General features: G+C 31.5%; 18 protein-coding genes. 11 read left to right on the top strand and 7 right to left on the bottom strand.

The genetic code is table 11. The annotated features are described in order from the left end of the window. Positions 1–62: 62 nt before the first annotated feature. The 4 genes from J8L88_RS13300 to guaA all read right to left on the bottom strand — a co-directional run bounded on the left by J8L88_RS13300 (position 63) and on the right by guaA (position 4,965). Positions 63–287 carry a DUF3820 family protein gene (locus J8L88_RS13300; protein ID WP_027395549.1) on the bottom strand — a complete coding sequence of 75 codons (225 nt, stop codon included), beginning with the start codon at positions 285–287 and terminating at the stop codon, positions 63–65. Between the two features lie 22 nt (positions 288–309). After that, complete coding sequence (locus J8L88_RS13295; RefSeq protein ID WP_035086693.1) at positions 310–843, bottom strand: DUF922 domain-containing protein; 534 nt, start codon at positions 841–843, stop codon at positions 310–312. Positions 844–1,206: 363 nt separating this feature from the next. Beyond that, a complete protein-coding gene (locus tag J8L88_RS13290) occupies positions 1,207–3,372 on the bottom strand; it encodes a LysM peptidoglycan-binding domain-containing protein (RefSeq protein WP_211060958.1) in 2,166 nt (721 codons plus the stop codon). Between the two features lie 60 nt (positions 3,373–3,432). Further along, complete coding sequence (gene guaA, locus J8L88_RS13285; protein ID WP_027395546.1) at positions 3,433–4,965, bottom strand: glutamine-hydrolyzing GMP synthase; 1,533 nt, start codon at positions 4,963–4,965, stop codon at positions 3,433–3,435. 134 nt (positions 4,966–5,099) lie between these two features. Between guaA and J8L88_RS13280 the strand changes: the two genes are divergently transcribed. Beyond that, complete coding sequence (locus J8L88_RS13280) at positions 5,100–5,879, top strand: dienelactone hydrolase family protein (RefSeq protein WP_211060957.1); 780 nt, start codon at positions 5,100–5,102, stop codon at positions 5,877–5,879. 85 nt (positions 5,880–5,964) lie between these two features. Beyond that, on the top strand, positions 5,965–6,510 hold the full coding sequence (locus J8L88_RS13275; RefSeq protein WP_211060956.1) for a pyridoxamine 5'-phosphate oxidase family protein: 546 nt from the start codon (positions 5,965–5,967) through the stop codon (positions 6,508–6,510). On the opposite strand, the gene J8L88_RS13270 is transcribed toward J8L88_RS13275, so the two are convergent. Beyond that, positions 6,507–7,526, bottom strand: a complete 1,020-nt coding sequence (locus J8L88_RS13270; protein ID WP_211060955.1) for a ThuA domain-containing protein — start codon at positions 7,524–7,526, stop codon at positions 6,507–6,509. The two genes, J8L88_RS13275 and J8L88_RS13270, sit on opposite strands and share 4 nt — an antisense overlap. 343 nt (positions 7,527–7,869) lie before the next feature. On the opposite strand from J8L88_RS13270, the gene J8L88_RS13265 reads away from it, so the two are divergent. The 3 genes from J8L88_RS13265 to J8L88_RS13255 all read left to right on the top strand — a co-directional run bounded on the left by J8L88_RS13265 (position 7,870) and on the right by J8L88_RS13255 (position 10,229). After that, positions 7,870–8,418 (top strand): tetratricopeptide repeat protein, encoded by a 549-nt coding sequence (locus J8L88_RS13265; protein WP_211060954.1) that lies wholly within the window; start codon positions 7,870–7,872, stop codon positions 8,416–8,418. Beyond that, positions 8,415–9,725 (top strand): tetratricopeptide repeat protein, encoded by a 1,311-nt coding sequence (locus tag J8L88_RS13260; protein ID WP_211061029.1) that lies wholly within the window; start codon positions 8,415–8,417, stop codon positions 9,723–9,725. Before J8L88_RS13265 ends, J8L88_RS13260 begins: the two co-directional genes overlap by 4 nt. A gap of 66 nt (positions 9,726–9,791) precedes the next feature. After that, the gene (locus J8L88_RS13255; protein WP_211060953.1) at positions 9,792–10,229 is read left to right on the top strand and encodes a GNAT family N-acetyltransferase; all 438 of its coding nucleotides are present in this window, start codon (positions 9,792–9,794) and stop codon (positions 10,227–10,229) included. 8 nt (positions 10,230–10,237) lie between these two features. Here the strand turns inward: J8L88_RS13255 and J8L88_RS13250 are convergent, their stop codons facing one another. Further along, the gene (locus J8L88_RS13250) at positions 10,238–10,573 is read right to left on the bottom strand and encodes a helix-turn-helix domain-containing protein (protein ID WP_211061028.1); all 336 of its coding nucleotides are present in this window, start codon (positions 10,571–10,573) and stop codon (positions 10,238–10,240) included. 114 nt (positions 10,574–10,687) lie between these two features. Here J8L88_RS13250 and J8L88_RS13245 point away from each other — a divergent pair, with 114 nt between their 5' ends. The 5 genes from J8L88_RS13245 to J8L88_RS13225 are packed head-to-tail and all read left to right on the top strand — an operon-like array spanning position 10,688 to position 14,286. Beyond that, entirely contained in the window at positions 10,688–11,287 is a 600-nt protein-coding gene (locus J8L88_RS13245; RefSeq protein WP_027395540.1) for an NAD(P)H-dependent oxidoreductase, read from the top strand. A gap of 12 nt (positions 11,288–11,299) precedes the next feature. Beyond that, complete coding sequence (locus J8L88_RS13240) at positions 11,300–11,590, top strand: putative quinol monooxygenase (protein WP_120650486.1); 291 nt, start codon at positions 11,300–11,302, stop codon at positions 11,588–11,590. Positions 11,591–11,630: 40 nt separating this feature from the next. Next, positions 11,631–12,503, top strand: coding sequence for a DUF4437 domain-containing protein (locus J8L88_RS13235; protein WP_211060952.1), 873 nt, complete (start codon positions 11,631–11,633; stop codon positions 12,501–12,503). A 52-nt stretch (positions 12,504–12,555) separates the two neighbouring features. Continuing rightward, a complete protein-coding gene (locus J8L88_RS13230; RefSeq protein ID WP_211060951.1) occupies positions 12,556–13,353 on the top strand; it encodes an SDR family NAD(P)-dependent oxidoreductase in 798 nt (265 codons plus the stop codon). Positions 13,354–13,356: 3 nt separating this feature from the next. After that, complete coding sequence (locus J8L88_RS13225; RefSeq protein ID WP_211060950.1) at positions 13,357–14,286, top strand: LLM class oxidoreductase; 930 nt, start codon at positions 13,357–13,359, stop codon at positions 14,284–14,286. A 73-nt stretch (positions 14,287–14,359) separates the two neighbouring features. Here the strand turns inward: J8L88_RS13225 and bshC are convergent, their stop codons facing one another. Further along, entirely contained in the window at positions 14,360–15,955 is a 1,596-nt protein-coding gene (gene bshC / locus J8L88_RS13220; RefSeq protein ID WP_211060949.1) for a bacillithiol biosynthesis cysteine-adding enzyme BshC, read from the bottom strand. 217 nt (positions 15,956–16,172) lie between these two features. Between bshC and J8L88_RS13215 the strand changes: the two genes are divergently transcribed. Further along, entirely contained in the window at positions 16,173–18,653 is a 2,481-nt protein-coding gene (locus J8L88_RS13215; protein WP_211060948.1) for a M14 family metallopeptidase, read from the top strand. Positions 18,654–18,680 lie beyond the last annotated feature (27 nt).

Raw genomic sequence — 18,680 nt, 5'->3', positions numbered from 1 at the left:
TTTACCTAATATTCTATAGTGTACGGCACTAATAATTACAGAGGTTTTATAAAAATACTTTTCTAAAGTTTTCTGATATTTCTTATTAAGTACTCAAGACCATTTAGCTTAAGTTCGTAAACCATTTGCATCTGCTTACCTAGAGTACCTTTGGGAAAACCCTTATTATGATACCAAACAATATAATGCTCGGGTAAGTCAATAAGATATCGGTCTTTATATTTACCAAAAGGCATTTTGGTATTGGCTAGTTTAACTAAAAAATCTTTCTGGGATTGAGTATCCATTAAAAGTTAAGTAAGTGTAAATTTATTTTGAATAAGCTCTATAATACCACATCAAATTCTTTACTTTCTCTTCCCACTTCTTCTGATTTACTTTATTTTTTGAATGATCCGTTTCTAAATCATATTGCTCTTGCATATTGATTCTCATGCGTTCCACTCTCTTATACATCTTATTAAGATCCTTACGAACGTTTTTACCAGGTCTATACTCTTTTAATTTTTTACGCATTATTCTAGCATGCAATTCAGATATATCAAAATGGAGTTGTTCGTGTAACAAAAGGTATTTAGTAGACTGACCTTTTTTCACCCACGATAGTGATGGATAACAAAAGCTGTCCACTTCATATTTTAATTCAATTTTCCCATAATCCTTACTTATAGACCATTGATAAGTTATTCCTGTATTGACACTAGCGTCAAAATCACTATCGAGTTTAGGTTCTCCCCTAAAATCCGACCAATCTAACTTACTTTTTTCTGCATAAGAAAAACGCTCTACATATCCATGATTAGCAAAAACTAAAACTAAGAGAATAGTAAAAAATTTACCCATAATTGCAATAATTATGCCCGGCTAATAGTTGTTGTTTTTTTTTATTCAAGTAACTAAAATATACAATACGGGGCTAAGTATTGATAATTTTCGCTTAAATAATTTTATTTATCTTCAGATATACATTTTATATCTATCCCAATTGAAACAATTTTTCCAAAATTTCGAATTTATTTTAGTCTATAAAAACTATATACATCAAGTATATCAATTTCCATACCACGACTTCAAATATCTTAAAAATCTAAACTAAAATTCACTTTTTGAAACTGTTTTATCTTTAAAACAATATAGTTCAGAATTTAAAAATAAAGAAAATGATTTTAAAATCAGCTTTAAAATTAATTATTGGCAAAATAATTTTTATTCTATTACCGTAAGCTTCAATTCATCATCGAATTTAATTATATAGGAAGCTTTGTTATAATAGCCTCCTAAAAGCTTTTTAGCATAATTAAATTTATTCTCAACATATTCTGTTGTACCTTCAAAAGTTGCTGCATGGTACAAATCATCTGCAGAACCTAATCGCATTAAAATATCATATGTAATATCAAAACCTCTCACCGCATATTTACTAGGAATAGTTCCATATTCTTTTTTATATCTCGCTACAAAAGGAGTCATTCTTGTCTCATCATAATTATCAAATTCCTTATCGATAGAAGGATAGTGTAAATGTAGTTTAGACAAATGTTCATTTTTAATATTATCATCATCAAAAGCATTATGCTTATCCGTAGTGAATAAAGTAATTTGATGACTCTCTGCTTTTGCATTTAGTAAAGGAGTGACATTACTTATCATAGCTACATCATCAGACTCAAGAAAAACCCAATTTGGTTTGTTCTTTGCCAATACCTTATTAAGATGAACTTCATATACATAATTACCTTCTTCTATTCTTGCTATCTTAGCTTCAGGAAATTTAGCAATCAATTTATTTTTTATTTCCTCATGCTTCTTTTTTCCTTGTTGCACGATAATAACAATATTCTTATCCGTAGAATCTTGAGCGACATAATTAATCAGTTTATCTTGAAGCATTATGTCTGTCGGTATCGTTTGGAAAAAATTACTGTATAATTTTGATTCTCTATTAGAAATTGGAGAAATCACCGGAGTATCATACTTCTTTAATTCTGAAGCCACAGTCTCTACATTAGCTTGATATAATGGGCCAATCACAACATCCATTTCATCAAAACTATTTTGATCAATTAACTGTTTGATATGACCTGTATTATTATTCTTTTGTGTATCAAAAACAGTCAAATCAATACTCAGCCCTCTACTTTTAGCAGAATCAACCGCAATCTGAACTCCTTTATAAAAATCTAAAGCTACTCTTGTTCCTCTTGCTTTTCTACTCCTCAAAAAATCTTCTGTTTTTTGTCTTTCATTTGGATCTAGTGTATCTAATCCAAATGGCAACATTACAGCAAGTTTTTTCATTTTAAAATTTGAGAGCATGTTCTCTAACGGAACTATTTTCTTTTCTGGAAAATCAATCGCTAGAGAATCCACCTCACCCATTTTAGGAAGAGTAAGAATCATTCCTTTTTTCAGACCATCTCTAGCATAAGGGTTCAAGCTAAACAACGAATCCGAGGAAATTTTTGTTTTTCTTAAAATACTGAAAAAACCTTCTTTAGGCTTTACTTCATACAATTCAAACTTATCTGTATCAATAATCTCTTTTAAGGGAACGAATATGGTTGTTGGCACCAAAATCTCCATTCCAATAGGAAAATTAGGATCCATCTCTGGATTTAATTGGTCCAATTCTCCAACTGTAATACCATGCCTTCTAGCAATTCTATATCTCGTCTCTTTTGGTTTCACTATATACTTAGTAGTGGTAGAAACTCTACTACTCAAAGAATCTTTAGGCACATCCGTTTCTGTAACCACTTTTTTCGCATATACAGGTATTCTAATTTTATCCCTTTTTCGAACTTGCTCAGAATATAACCTTTTATTATGCTTTTTTATATCATTTATAGTAACATCATATTTCCTAGCAATACCAGTCAATGTCTCTTTTCTTTTAACCTTATGAGTTTTAAAACGAACTATCTGACGTATTTCTTCTAACGGTTTGATACTATCTAAAACAGGATCACTTACATTTTCCGTAGGTGTATTTTCTTCTTTAGATTTTTCTATTACCGCAACTCTTAAAATCTGTCCGAGATTAATCCCATTTACAGAATCTGGATTTAAATTGTAAATTGCTTCTTGTGTAGTGTTATATTTTTGAGAAAGGTTAAATACGGTATCCCCTTCTCCTACCACATGGATTTGATATTCTTCATCATTAGTGACAGGAATAGCTAGAATTTGACCTTCCTTAATCCCATCTTTTGAATTAGGGTTGATTTTATAAATTGCTTCAGGAGTTGTATTATATCGTTTTGCAATTCTATATACATTTTCTCCTTGAACAACTTTATGACTTTTATACTGCTGAGCAAAACCAATACTGGTAATAAAAAGCACACAAAAGAACAACAATACTTTTTTCATTCGATTTAATTTTAATGGATCTGATTCTTCACGAATCAAAGTGTCAATATATAAAATATATTACTCCCACTCTATAGTTGCAGGCGGTTTTGAACTAATATCATATACTACTCTATTAACGCCTTTTACCTTATTTATTATTTCATTTGATGTTTTTTGCAAAAACTCATACGGTAGATTTACCCAATCAGCAGTCATTCCATCTGTACTTTCTACAGCTCTCAATGCTACACATTTCTCATAAGTTCTCTCATCTCCCATAACACCTACACTTTGAACTGGTAACAAAATTGCTCCAGCTTGCCATACCTTATTATACAGTCCGTTATCTTTTAGTCCGTTTATAAAAATAGCATCAACCTCTTGCAAAATACTAACTTTTTCTGGAGTAATGTCTCCTAAAATTCGAATTGCTAATCCAGGTCCAGGAAATGGGTGTCGCCCGAGCAATTCTGGATCAAGATCCATAGAAGCTCCAACTCTTCGCACCTCATCTTTAAATAACATTTTTAAAGGTTCAACTACTTTCAACTTCATAAAATCAGGTAAACCTCCTACGTTGTGATGCGATTTAATTGTAGCAGATGGACCTCCACTTACTGAAACAGACTCAATTACATCTGGATATATTGTTCCTTGTGCCAACCACTTAGCATCTTCTATTTGGTTAGCTTCATCATCAAAAACTTCAATAAATACTCTTCCAATTATTTTTCTTTTCCCTTCTGGGTCACTTTCTCCCGCTAGAGCATCCAAAAAGCGTGCCGAAGCATCTACTCCTTTTACATTGAGTCCCATACCTTCATATTGCTGTAGTACAGATGTAAATTCGTTCTTACGAAGCAATCCATTATTAACAAAAATACAATGAAGATTACTGCCAATAGCCTTATGAAGCAATACTGCGGCAACAGTAGAATCTACTCCACCACTCAATCCAAGAACCACCTTATCATTTCCTAATTGCTCTTTTAGGTTTTTTACCGTTTCTTCTACAAAAGAATCCGGAGTCCAATCCTGTGCTATTCCAGCTATGTTCACTAAAAAGTTCTCTAAAAGTTGCGTCCCATCCTTAGAATGGTAAACTTCCGGATGAAATTGAATCGCATAAGTTTCCTCTCCTTCAATTTTAAATGCTGCATTTTCTACATCTTCAGTACTAGCTAGAAGAGTTGATTTGGTTGGCAATTCTTTAATAGTATCACTATGACTCATCCAAACCTGAGAACCTTCAGAAATATTTTGAAACAATTCATTTTTACCTATATATGATAAATTAGCTCTACCATACTCTCTCGTATTAGATTCTGCTACACGGCCACCACCAAAATGCGCTAAATATTGAGCACCATAACAAATACCTAATAATGGTTTTTTACCTTGTATCTCCGATAAATCTGGGTGCGCAACATCCTCACCTCTTACCGAAAGTGGGCTACCCGATAAAATTACAGCATGATAATCACTGATATTTTTTGGAGGTTTATTATACGGATGTATTTCTGAATAAATATTGAGTTCTCTTACTCGGCGTCCTATAAGTTGCGTTACTTGTGACCCGAAGTCTAAAATAAGTACCTTGTTATTTTGCATAGGCAAAAATAAAATTAAATTACAACCCCCGAAATCCTAACTGGGATAATTTTCAACTTACACGGTTATTTTATAAACACCCTATCAATTCTTAAAAATAATAGACACATACTTAGTATATTTATAGAAAAACTATGAAATCTTCAATTTTATACTGTCTTTTTTATATTCTCTTCTTTATTTTAGTTATTTCTTGTAAAAGTGGATTAGATACCAGAGGAAATACCAATTATGTTAGCAGTATTGATGCCAAATCGTTTAGAGAAATCCCATTAACTCCTGGAAATCGAATTAGCATTCTTAAAGTAAAAGACAAAGAATCGGAGTGGAAATATGATCTTACAATACCAACAATTACTAAAGGCCAAAAAGTTCCATTATTCATTGTTTTACACGGTGGTGTTGGAAGTAAAAATTATACTAAATTTAATAGTTGCCTAGTTACTCCTGGGTTACAGGATGCTGGAGGGTTTATTTTTAGCCCTTCTGGTGCTTGGCGAACGTGGACATTAGATTATCTAGAAAAAAGAATTTTAGATTTTATTGATCTCGCAAAAGAAAATTGGCCCATTGACCCTGATAAAATCATATTAGTAGGCTATAGTAATGGAGCTATAGCTGGATGGCAATACGCCAAAGATTACTCTACTATTTTTTCTGGTATGATATTAATGGGGTCCAGTTGTAAAGTAGATGAAAAACTTAACATTCCGATTTATGTAATACAGGGTACAAAGGACAAATTCTTCCCTATTAAAAGAATAAGAAAACGAATCGCAGAAGCAAAAGAATTGGGATGTAACATTACTTTCGTGGAAGCCGAAGGAAATACACATATCAAAGCATGTGAATATATAGAAATACTAAAAACAAGTGTTCCTTGGATGGAAAAGGAAGTATGGCAAACTAGATGAATTAAAGTAAATTTTAGTCGAATGTTTTTACAGCTTGTGCTAACAAATTGATTAACTTTAAAACATTCGTAAAACCTAACAAATAATGACTGACATTATATTCTCTTCTGTAGTGGTTGATTTAAAAACAGCTATTAAAAACAACAAACACTCTTTTAGATATTTTACCTTAGCCACCTCTGATTTTAATAATACACCTAGACTACGGACTGTAGTTTTAAGAGATATAGATGATAACTTAAACATGATCATATACACTGATGAACGATCTAAAAAAATTGCAAATATCCAAGCAAACGATAGAGTCAGTCTCTTATTTTACGATCAAAATCGTTTGTTACAAATTACAATAAAGGCAAAAGCAGAAATTATAAGTAATCAAACGACTTTAGACACTATCTGGAACCAAATCCCTTCAAAATCCAAAAAAGATTACACAACGGAGCTGTCTCCAGGAGTCGAAATCAAAAATCCTGATGAGATAAATTACCTAGAAGGAAAACATTTTTTTGCTGCAATAAAACTTATTCCAGTACGAATGGAGTACTTAAGATTAACAAGACCAAATCATATTAAAGTTGTATTCAAAAAAGAAAACGCTAATTGGAAAGGTCACTATGTTATCCCTTAATTTCTTTTAATAAATTTAAAATTACTTTGTAATCCATTAGACACAACATTACCTATATACAATCCATTAGATAAATTTTCTACATTAATATTAGTAGAAGCAACATCTGATGGTATTTTTCCTTTATATACTAACTGTCCATTAATAGTGTAAATCATTAATGATTTTTCTTTAGCCACATCAGAAGTGGAAAATCTAATAATATCGCTTACTGGATTTGGAGAAATCTGAAACGGAATTTCTGCTTCTGAACTTCCAATACTTAATGTATTACCTATCACATATTTTATACCTTCTTCTATGTGCTTAATAAAATCTGAATTATTAGTATAGTCACTAGAATTATGTCCTAATGCAGTATAAAATGAACGTCCTCCACCATATTCTTTAAACCAAGAAATTGGTCTAGCCTCATCATAGTCATTGGGTCCCGTTGACTCTACCATCAATAAATCTATATTACCATCAAACAACTGTCCTCCATTGTTTCTCCAGTAATAATATTCCTCTGACTTGTTCCAAATAGCTCCTACATTTCCTAAAAAATCTACAGAAGGATGTGAATTAACTACTGTCATATCCGCATTAAAGTTATTACTCGTATGATTAGGGCCAGATTGCACTATCCCACCAACAAGTTCATTATAAAAAGTCCAACTCCCGTCTCTATAGGTATCTGTGGCCGCATGAATTCCTAAAAAGCCTCCTCCCGCAGCAATAAAATCTTCAAAAGCCTGACGTTGCGATGCATCTAATAAATTATTACCACTGGTATTACACCATATAACCGCACTATACTGAGCTAAATTTGATGTCGTAAATGCATTCGCATTATCAGTATCATCAGTTTCCCAAAGTCCATTGGAATTCCCGAGATTTCGAATCATAGTAACACCAGCACCTATTGATGGATGTGTAAAACCATTAGTTTTAGTAAAAACCAATACTTTTTCTTGTGATGAAAGATTAAAAGTTATAAATAAAAATAAAGTTACTATGAGAATTTGTGATTTCATGACGATTGGAGTTTATTTTCATAACGCTCAGGTCTATTTTAAATTATACAATCCTATAGAAACCAATTACATTTCTAAATAAAAAAACAACTTGAAAATTTTATTTTCAAAGAATTACTGTCTTTAGAACGTACTACAAAAGGTATATCCCTAAATCTAAGCCAATCATCTAAAAAATCAACTTTTATTTCCCCATAAAAAATATCATTTAACACTCAATTTCAATCTCTTATAATGACACACAAAAATAGACTTTAAGATTTCATTAACTATCCGTTAAGGATTCTTGATTTTTAAAACAAAAAATTATTTTTAACACCTCAACTAACCTATACCCCTAAAGATGAAAACTCTTCAAGTAAGCAGTATTCTTTATATAATCATTTTATTTAATTCTAATCTACAAGCTCAAAACAAACAAATTGTAGATAGTTTATTACGTTTAACAAAAAGTAAAAACACACCCGATACCACATTGATTAAAGCATATAATGATTTAGGAATTCAATATGCTACTTCTAATACTTTTTTAGCTAAAAAACATATTCGCCATGCACTTGGTATCGCCAATAACATAAATAAACCCAGAGGTATTGCAGGTGCAAACAACTGCCTTGGTGTTGTGTATTATTATCAAAAAGAGTATGATTCTGCTTTGGTGCACTTCAAAAAAGCTTTAAAAATGAACCAAAAAATTAATCATCTTTGGGGTCAAGCTTCAGCTTTTCATCAAATCGGCGCTGTACATAATCACTTAAATAATTACACTAAAGCTATTGAAAGTTTTAAAAAAGCTGGAGAAGTTTTTAAATCTTTACAGGACTCCATATCATATATAAAATCCATCGAAAACATAGGTGTATCTTACAGTTTGATGAAATATAAAAAATAGCATTAGAGCATTTTATTATTGCGAACAAACTATATGAAAACCTTAATGATACCCCAGGAATAAGTCGAACATACATACATATAAGTAATATTCTAATAAAACAAGAAGAATATTATGAAGCATTAAAATATCTTGATAGATCATTACCAATAATAACAAGTAAAGGAAATAAAAGATATCTGAGTTCTATTTTGCAAAATATAGGAATCAGTAAAAGAGGCCTATACAGGTATAACCAAGCATTGGATTATTTCCAAAAATCACTATTATTAAGAAAAGAAAGAGGAAACTCTAAAACAATTGCTATTGTACAATCCGAAATTGGAACCACATATTATGAAATGGGGTTATTCTCGAAAGGATTAGATTATCAAAAAAAAGCTCTAAAAAATTATAGTCCTAAAGGAAATCACATCCAAAAAGCTATAACAAACAACGCTATTGCAAAATCATTTTTGAAATTAAATTTATTAGATTCAGCAAAATTTCATGCAGAAAAATCTCTTATAACTTCCAAAAAAATATTAGACCTAGTTATAGAAAAAGAAGCAAATCAAACACTTGCTTTAATTGCAGAAAAAGAAGGAAATAGTGTTGCTGCGTACATGTATTACAAAGAACTATCCAAGTTAAAAGACTCCTTAGAAGTTATCGAAAAAAACAAACAAGTCAGAGAACTTCAAGCTAAATTCGAAACTGGTAAGAAAGAATCAAAAATCAATGAATTACTAAAGCAAAACAAACAAGTTAAACACCAGTATACCTTATTAATTCTTGGATTGATAATTGGTATAATTATACTAGTGGTTTTCATATCTATTTTTAGAAAAAAATTTAAACTAAGCTGTCTTGAAAAATTAATATTAACTAGAGAATTGGACACAAAGAAAAAAGAACTCACCGCTAATTCTTTGCATCTCGTAAACAAGACCAAAACATTAAAAAACGTAAAAGAAAAGGTAGAATTAATAAAATATTCCGAAGATCAAAATACCCAGTATAACTATCAAAAAATAATACAGATTATAAACTTTGATTTAAATGATGATCAAAATTGGGAAAATTTCAAAAGACATTTTGAACAAGTTCACAAAAATTTTTATACAAATATCAAAAACAAATACCCCAATGTTACTACCAACGAATTACGCTTAATGGCGCTACTAAAAATGAACCTTACTTCTAAAGAAATTGCAAATATCTTAAATATTACTCAAGAAGGAGTCAGAAAAGCACAATATCGATTACGTAAAAAGCTAGAAATCCCGAGTAATAATATTCTCGTAGATATTATTCTAAATTTTTAATGAATAAAATTATAAATTTGTTTTATTCACTAAAAATTTATCGCTTTCACCTGTTTATTTATCATAATGGCAACAACAACCAAAGTTACTATTGAATCCTGCAAAAAGGAAAACATTGAAACCATAGTAGATGGAATTAATTCGTATAACCTGAGCAAGGTGCCAGCAATTGCAGATGTATGGACTCCTTTAGAATTTATTGCCAAAGATCACAATGGAGAGGAAATCGGAGGTGTTTTAGGAGGTATTGGATATTGGAATGGATTAGAAATTAAAATTTTATGGGTAAAAGAGACACATCGAAGAAAAGGTATTGGAACTATATTAATTAAACACGTCGAAAAGATTGCTAAAGCAAAAGGAGTAAAAACAGTAATGCTTGACACATTTGATTTTCAGGCAGAAGATTTTTATTTAAAAAATGGATATCAAATCCTAGGAGAACTTAATAACTTCCCTGAAGGGCATCGACGCATTTATTTTTCAAAAAGAATAGATGAATAAACACATTTCTAATCCGAGTAATTTTCCAAAACAAAATCTCCCCAACTTGCAATAGACTCTATTAATGGTGTTAAAGTTTTTCCAAAATCTGTTAACGAATATTCTACTTTTAAAGGAGGTTTAGAAGTATACACTTTTCTATTGATTAACTCATCTTCTTCTAACGCTTTTAATTGTAGACTTAATGTTCTCTCAGTAACCGTCGGCATCTCCTTTCTTAACTCACTATATCGTAGTGTTTCTTTTAGCAAATGAAATAAAATTACTGTCTTCCATTTGCCACCAATCATACCCATGGTTAAACTTGCACAACAAGGGTATTCTTTCCCTCTAAATTTTAACATTTTATGCTCTGACTCCTTCATTATTTTAAACTATCCTTTTTGACCGTTATTGCAAAGATATTGAACTATAGTTAATTTTGCTACTATAATTTTTATAGTAATAAATTAAAACCTATGAGCTTCCTAAATTCAATGCAAAATCGTTATACCACAAAAAAGTATAACCCAAATAAAAAAATAAACTCGGAAACAATCAATGAGCTAAAAGAGATTTTAAACTTAAGTCCATCTTCTATTAATAGTCAACCTTGGAAATTTACACTTGTGTCCAATCAAAAAACTAAAGAGCAACTCTCTAAAGTATCATGGTTAAATGCAGGTAAAGTAATAGACTGCGACACTGTTGTAGTTTTTAGTAGAATTGACAATATCTCTCTTTTCGAAAAACAAATAGAAAAAGAATTACCTGCTGGGGCTGTTAGTTATTTTAAAGAATTTATCAAGCCACAATCCGAAGAACAAATTAAATCTTGGTTCGGGCATCAATTATATCTTTCGTTAGGTGTATTCTTAAGTGCTTGCGCCGAAATGGGAATCGATGCAACACCTATGGAAGGAATTGAACCTGACAATTACAATACTATATTAGAATTAGAAAATTATCATACAATGGTGGCAGTTGCCATTGGATATAGAGATCCAGAAGATAATAATCAACCAAGTAAAAGACCTAAGTCTAGAAGAAACATAAATCAAGTTGTAGAAACTATTTAAAAATTTAATAAAATGACAAAACTTACTATAGTTGCAAGAATACTTGCTAAAGAAGAAAAAAGAGAACTAGTAAAATCCGAATTATTAAAGCTTATTGATATTACTAGAGTAGAAAAAGGATGTATTAATTATGATTTACATCAAGATAATGAAAACGCAAATTTGTTCTTGTTTCATGAAAACTGGGAAAGTAGAGCATTGTGGCAAGAACACATGAACAATGATCATTTGGCAGCTTATATGAAAGCTACTGATGGAGCTGTAGAGGAATTTGTCTTAAATGAAATGAGCCACATTGCATAAACATGATTTAGAAATCTTTAATTATTTCCAAAATAATATCATGAGAAAGATCATCACAATTTTCGTAATCTTATTTGCCAGTGCAGTAATTTCTTGTTGTAATTCTGAAAACTCAATAGAAAAAATAACTTCAGAAAGCATTAAAGAACCAACTAATAAAGTTTTGCTAAGTTCACAAATTCAATGGGAAAAATTAAATCCTGCTCGTGGTGATCAAAGCCCCCAAGCGGGAACTATTTGGGGAGATAGAAACAAAGAAGTACCAACTGGATTTTTAGCTAAATTTATAGATGGATTTTCTTCTCCTCCACACATCCATAATGTTACTTACAGAGCTATTGTTATTAGTGGTTCCATTCATAACGATGATCCAAAAGCTGGAAATATGTGGATGAAATCTGGTAGTTTTTGGACACAACCTGCAGGAGAATCACATATCACTTCTGCAAAAGGAACAGAAAATATAGCCTTGGTAGAAATAGACAATGGCCCATATCTAGTAAGACCTGTAGACAAAGCTTTTGATAATGGCGAGAGGCCTATCAATATAGATGTATCTAATATTATATGGCTGGATCATTCTAAAACCAATTGGATAACTACCTATAGTGATGCAGAAATCAGTTTTCTCTGGGAAAGCAAATCTATTGACCAACATAAAGGACTTTTTATAAAATTACCTAATGGTTTTAATGGAAAATTAAAGACTAACGGGACCATTGTACACGCCGTAATAATAAACGGTTTATTAAACTACACCTTACCACAAACCAATGAAATAAAAGGCTTAGACTCTGGAAGTTATTTTGGTTCTACGGATTATGCAATTCATGAAGTTTCTAACGATACTAACAACGAAGTTGTTTTATATGTGAGAACCAATGGAAACATCCAAATTGAAGAAACAAAATAACGGTAAGGTATAATCACACGCATTTAAAAACATAGAATTTTAATACAACACTATGAAAACTATTTTTATCACAGGAAGCACTGACGGAATAGGAAAACTAACCGCTATAAAACTAGCTAAATTTGGACATTCTATTTACATACACGGAAGAAATCCAGAAAAATTATTACGTACCGTTACTGAAATAAAAGAAATCACAAACAATGAGAACATAATAGGTTTTGTAGGAGACTTCTCTGATTTTAATAGCGTACGAGAAATGACGTCCAAAATCAAACAAGAAGTTTCTAAAATAGATGTTCTTATAAATAATGCAGGAATATTTAAAAGTCCTGCAACACATAATAAAGATGGAATAGATATTAGATTTGCAGTAAATTATTTAGCTCCATTTTTATTAACAGAGGAGTTAATTACCTTACTCAAAAAAAGCACAGCTCCCAGAATCATTAACCTAAGCTCTGCTGCACAATCTGTTGTTTCCTTAGATGCACTATTAGGAAAAAGTCATCTCTCGGAGCAAGAAGCATATGCTCAAAGTAAATTAGCGTTAACCATGTGGACTACTAAATTAGCAAAAGAGTTTAATAATGTAAATATAATAGCTGTAAACCCTGGTTCATTACTAAACACTAAAATGGTTAAAGAAGCTTATGGAAACCATTGGTCCTCTGCAGAAAAAGGTGTCGATATACTATTTGACTTAGCAACTTCTGATAAATACTCCAATGATTCTGGTAAATATTTTGATAATGATAAAGGTTTTTTTTCTAAAGCACATGGAGATGCGTATGATCAAAATAAAATAGATCAGTTGATTTCAATTACTAATTCAATGTTAGCTAAGTAAATTATGCTAAAAACGATAGGCAAGAAAAATCATTTAAGTCTGGGACTTGTTTTTCCGTTAGAGTCTTACAATGGTTCCATTGCAAAAATGGAAAATCAAGAAAAATTAGCGAAACTAGCAGAGGATTTAGGTTTTAAGGCCCTTTGGTTTAGAGATGTTCCTTTTAATGACCCTTCTTTTGGAGATGCTGGACAATTATATGATCCTTGGATTTACATGACTCATATAATGAACCATACCAAAGAAATTGCATTAGCTACCGGAAGCGTAATTCTACCATTAAGACATCCTATTCATACCGCCAAATCAATACAAAGTTTGCAACAACTATCAAAAGGTAGGATTATCGTAGGTATAGCATCTGGCGATCGACCGATTGAATATCCCGCATTTAATTATAACCTAGAAAATAAAAGTGAGTTATTTAGAGATAGTTTTTTTTACATTAAAGCACTGCAAAAAGACTTCCCTGTTTATCAATCAAAGTATTATGGTAAAACAGATGGTAGAATTGATATGCTTCCAAAATCACAATATCATACTCCAATGTTAGTAACCGGCCATTCTGGACAATCATTAGACTGGATTGCAACACACGCGGATGGTTGGTTGTATTATCCTAGAGATTTTAATTTTCTAAAACAAACAATAGCTAATTGGTCTAATGCTTTAGAAAAGGCTGAACAATCCTGGAAACCTTATATGCAATCCCTCTATATTGATTTACTAGAAAACAAAAACGCATCTCCAAAAGGGATTCATTTAGGGTTTAAATCCGGTACCGCATATGCTATAGAACATCTACACACTCTAGAATCTACTGGGGTTAACCATGTAATTATTAATCTAAAATATGGTAGTAGACCCGCAGAAATCGTTATTGAAGAACTAGGTAAAGATGTTTTACCACATTTGTGTAGTCAATTTTATTGAACATTAGAATAGCTGTAAAAACAATACCCCTATAGAAAAATCTTAGATCAATAAATCGTGTATTACAAAATTCTTATTGCTTTAAAATAATAAACTCTCCTAATAAAGGATTCAAATGTTTGACAAGCTCCGGAATTAAATTTTCTCCATATTCAAGATACATTTCAGAAAAATTAGTATTTCTTTCCTGTAAACTTTGATTAGGGAATAGCTCATTTTGTATACTTGTTAATCGCTTAACTTGGTCACTAAGTTTTAAACGTTGCGCTTTGAGCAATCTTTTTTCTAGCATATCTAACCCTTTAAGTTGCTTAATTTCTTGAGCCTTTACCGCATTCAAAAAAGTCACATCTGTTTGATTTGCTAGTTCGTACATTCCTTTAAACTGCTCTTTTAACTGTATTCGTTGTGGATCAAAATTAATATCAATATTAGATATCTGCCTGACTTTGCGATTGATCAGTTCGTGTTGTTTCAAAAACAACTCTTCATCAGATACTTCTAGTTTTTTAATTTTCTGCCCTTGTTTTGTTGTTTGCATTAATACAGAATTACGCAATAACAGCATCGGAAATGGTATTTTCACAGTATCAAAATAGTCTTTTAATTCCAACCAATAAGCAAGCTCACCTCCTCCTCCAATATAACAGAGGTTAGGTAAAATCACTTCTTGATACAGTGGTCTCATCATAACATTAGGACTAAATCGCTCTGGGGACTCCGATAGTTCTTTTAACAACTCACTTTTGGTCCAAACAATATCTGTATCATTTACAAAATAACCATCATCCTTTTCTATGATACGTTCTCTTAAACCTGCAGAAAGATAAAACAGATTAATTTCTCTGGGATTAACTTGTATTTTATACCCCTTAGAAGCTAATTTTTCTGCTTTGAGCATCACATTATTATACGAAACCTGTTCCTCGAGCTCCTTTTCTACATATGGAATAAAGAGACGTTTTAAATCTTTATCATCTCCATCAACAATAACCAACCCGTATTCTGCAAACAATTCATTTGCTAAATACCTAGTAGCATCTGCAAGGTTCTCATGCTTTAAATAAGCTTCTTGGAAAAGAGATTTTAATCGTTCAGCATTTCTTCCCGACCCAATTTCCGAAGAAAACACTTCAAAAACTTTATCCAATCCTTCTGTATCAAAAACCCCTACAGCTCCTCCATCCTTTCGGTTCCATTGTATTTTCTTTCCTTTAAAATTAAAATAATTGATTTCCTCAAAATCATGATCTTCTGTTGCCATCCAATATATAGGAACAAAATCATAGATAGGATACTTCTCTTTTAAAATAGAAGTTAAATTTATTGTCGAGACTATCTTATACAAAAAATATAAAGGACCTGTAAAAAGGTTTAATTGATGACCTGTAGTTACTGTAAATGTAGTATCCTTATCCAACAGATCAATATTATTTTGAGTAGTTTCGGAAATGTTTACTTTGGTATATTGAGCGAATAAAGCTCCTTTAAGAACTTTTCGATTTTCTGCTGAAAACGACTGCTGTTTCTCCAGAATCTGATCTTCAAAATTATCAATCTTAGGATATCTATGATAAAATTCTTTAAGCTCAGGTTTTTCGTCTAAATAATCACAAATAAAAGATGAGAAGTAATTTGTTGATCTAAACGGAATACAGTCACTTGGCATAGGGTCGTCTTTTTTGATCGATAAATATACATTAGATTGTGTTTGTATTTATTATTTTATATTTTTTTTAATAGTCGATCAACTTCCATTACTGACATTAGTTACATAGCGATAACATAAATTTATAAATATAGGTTATCCCAAATCCTAAATTTTAGTTAATACAATTAATATCCTAAATTTAAGGCGGTATTTTACCAAAATTAAAAAATCATCAATGAAAAAATTATTCTTAACCCTATTTATAATTTCTACAAACTGGGTATTCGCACAAAACAATGTTCAAACTCCTGCAGAATTCTTAGGATATGAAATAGGTAGCCAATTTACAAGACATGCAAATGTAGTTAACTACTTTAATCACGTAGCTTCTAACTCAGGATTAGTAACATATCATACTTATGGAAAAACCAACGAAAGAAGACCTCTTACTTATGCGATTATAACAAGTTCAGAGAATCAAAAAAACATTGAAAATATACGAATAGACCATCTAAAAAACACAGGGATTGTAACAGGAACTAGTAATCCAAAAATGGCTATCGTCTGGCTTAGTTATAACGTTCATGGTAATGAAGCTTCTAGTACAGAAGCAGCAATGAAAACCATATATGAATTGATTACCACTAAAAAAGACTGGTTAAATAACACTGTGGTTATTATGGATCCTTGCGTAAATCCTGATGGTAGAGATCGATATGCAAACTGGTACAACCAAACCAAGGCAACACCTTATAACACAGATCAGAATGCCACTGAACATAACGAACCTTGGCCTGGTGGTAGACCAAATCATTATCTTTTCGATCTTAATAGAGATTGGGCCTGGGCTACGCAGGTAGAATCTTATCGTCGTCTAACGGCATATAATAAGTGGATGCCTCACGTTCATGTGGATTTCCATGAACAAGGAATTAACGAACCATATTACTTTGCTCCTGCTGCGGAACCATTTCATGAAATAATAACGCCCTGGCAAAGAGATTTCCAAACACAGATTGGTAAAAATCATGCGAGATACTTTGATGCAGAAGGTTGGTTATTCTTTACCAAAGAACGCTTTGATCTTTTATACCCTAGTTATGGAGATACCTATCCAACATTTATGGGAGCTATTGGTATGACCTACGAGCAAGCTGGACATGGACGTGCTGGATTAGGTATCCAAACGGACGAAGGCTATGTTTTGACACTAAAAGATCGAGCATTACATCACACAACTACTGGTTTATCTACAGTAGAAATTTCTTCAAAAAATGCTGAAAAACTTAATCTAGAATTCAAGAAATTCTTTAACAATACAGGATTAAAATATAAGAGTTACGTACTAAACGGTCAGGCCGATAAAATTAATGCTTTAACCAAACTTTTAGATAAACACGAAATAAAATACGGATATACTAATAGTGCAAAAATATCTGGTTTTAATTTTAGAGAAAATAAACAAGGTAGTATTGATGCAAATGGAGCACTGGTGGTTAGTACAGATCAACCAAAAGGTAAAATGGTAAAAGTATTATTCGAACCTGATGCTAAACTAAGTGAACCTCTTACCTATGATATAACGGCATGGAGCATTCCACATGCATATGGTTTAGATGCAATTGCATCCACCTCATTAATACCTGCCAATGGAACTAAAAAGAACAAACAAATCAACAATACTGCGAATCCTGCAGGAGCAGGGTATATTGTAAAATGGAATAGTTTAAATGATGCTAATTTCTTAGCTGATTTACTCAAAAATAAAATCAGAGTTCGATTTAGTGAAAAGGATTTTGCAAATAATGGTCAAAAATTTAAGAAAGGTAGTCTAATTATAACCAAAAGTGATAATAGAAAAACAATAGATTATGATAAGAAAGTAATCGATATTGCTAACAAACATAGTCGAAAAATATATACTACAGCTTCTAGTTTTGCATCAAGTGGAGTAGACTTTGGTTCTCCAGATGTAAAGCTTATCAATAATCAAAAAATAGCTGTTTTAAAAGGTAATTACACCTCTTCATTAAGCTATGGAGAAATTTGGCATTTCTTTGAACAACAACTAAAATATCCAATAACATCTATTGATACTGATTATTTTAAAAGAGTAGATTTAGACAAGTATGATGTTTTAATACTTCCTAATGGATATTACGGAGGATATTTAGACAAGAGCTCTTTGGATAAATTAAAAGGATGGATTCGTAGTGGAGGAAAAGTTATTGCTATTGCCAATGCAGTTAATGCATTTGCAAACAAAGATGGCTTTGATTTAAAAAGTAATAAAAGTAAACAAGAAAAGAAAGATTCTTTGGGTAATCTAGTACCTTATGATAAGCGCGAACGTGAACGAGTTAAAGACTTCATTACAGGAAGTATTTACAAAACTCAAGTAGATACTTCGCACCCTTTAGCTTTTGGGTATGAAGACACTTATTTTAGTTTAAAATTAGGTAGTAGTTCTTACCAATTTTTACAAGATGGATATAATGTGGCGTATATGAAAGAACCAACGAGTGTATCTGGTTTTTCTGGTAAGGATGCCTTTAAAGGACTTAAAAACTCCTTAGTTTTTGGTGAAGCTAGAATGGGTAGTGGAAGTATTATTTACATGGTAGACAATCCATTGTTTAGATCTTTCTGGGAAAATGGAAAACTATTTTTTGTTAATGCAATTTTCTTTACTAATAACAACAAGTTTAGACTTTAATTAGTAAGTGAACTAAACAAATTAGTT

Source organism: Aquimarina sp. MMG015 (genome assembly GCF_018100855.1).
GTDB lineage: Bacteria > Bacteroidota > Bacteroidia > Flavobacteriales > Flavobacteriaceae > Aquimarina > Aquimarina latercula.
Note: the sequence above shows the minus strand (reverse complement) of the source record. Positions and strands in the feature narration are given on the sequence as shown.

What these genes read in the sequence shown, in the direction of transcription:
- J8L88_RS13300 (WP_027395549.1), bottom strand. Translation starts at nt 287, where the DNA reads ATGGATACTCAATCCCAGAAAGATTTTTTAGTTAAACTAGCCAATACC.
- J8L88_RS13295 (WP_035086693.1), bottom strand. Translation starts at nt 843, where the DNA reads ATGGGTAAATTTTTTACTATTCTCTTAGTTTTAGTTTTTGCTAATCAT.
- J8L88_RS13290 (WP_211060958.1), bottom strand. Translation starts at nt 3,372, where the DNA reads ATGAAAAAAGTATTGTTGTTCTTTTGTGTGCTTTTTATTACCAGTATT.
- guaA (WP_027395546.1), bottom strand. Translation starts at nt 4,965, where the DNA reads ATGCAAAATAACAAGGTACTTATTTTAGACTTCGGGTCACAAGTAACG.
- J8L88_RS13280 (WP_211060957.1), top strand. Translation starts at nt 5,100, where the DNA reads ATGAAATCTTCAATTTTATACTGTCTTTTTTATATTCTCTTCTTTATT.
- J8L88_RS13275 (WP_211060956.1), top strand. Translation starts at nt 5,965, where the DNA reads ATGACTGACATTATATTCTCTTCTGTAGTGGTTGATTTAAAAACAGCT.
- J8L88_RS13270 (WP_211060955.1), bottom strand. Translation starts at nt 7,526, where the DNA reads ATGAAATCACAAATTCTCATAGTAACTTTATTTTTATTTATAACTTTT.
- J8L88_RS13265 (WP_211060954.1), top strand. Translation starts at nt 7,870, where the DNA reads ATGAAAACTCTTCAAGTAAGCAGTATTCTTTATATAATCATTTTATTT.
- J8L88_RS13255 (WP_211060953.1), top strand. Translation starts at nt 9,792, where the DNA reads ATGGCAACAACAACCAAAGTTACTATTGAATCCTGCAAAAAGGAAAAC.
- J8L88_RS13250 (WP_211061028.1), bottom strand. Translation starts at nt 10,573, where the DNA reads ATGTTAAAATTTAGAGGGAAAGAATACCCTTGTTGTGCAAGTTTAACC.
- J8L88_RS13245 (WP_027395540.1), top strand. Translation starts at nt 10,688, where the DNA reads ATGAGCTTCCTAAATTCAATGCAAAATCGTTATACCACAAAAAAGTAT.
- J8L88_RS13240 (WP_120650486.1), top strand. Translation starts at nt 11,300, where the DNA reads ATGACAAAACTTACTATAGTTGCAAGAATACTTGCTAAAGAAGAAAAA.
- J8L88_RS13235 (WP_211060952.1), top strand. Translation starts at nt 11,631, where the DNA reads ATGAGAAAGATCATCACAATTTTCGTAATCTTATTTGCCAGTGCAGTA.
- J8L88_RS13230 (WP_211060951.1), top strand. Translation starts at nt 12,556, where the DNA reads ATGAAAACTATTTTTATCACAGGAAGCACTGACGGAATAGGAAAACTA.
- J8L88_RS13225 (WP_211060950.1), top strand. Translation starts at nt 13,357, where the DNA reads ATGCTAAAAACGATAGGCAAGAAAAATCATTTAAGTCTGGGACTTGTT.
- bshC (WP_211060949.1), bottom strand. Translation starts at nt 15,955, where the DNA reads ATGCCAAGTGACTGTATTCCGTTTAGATCAACAAATTACTTCTCATCT.
- J8L88_RS13215 (WP_211060948.1), top strand. Translation starts at nt 16,173, where the DNA reads ATGAAAAAATTATTCTTAACCCTATTTATAATTTCTACAAACTGGGTA.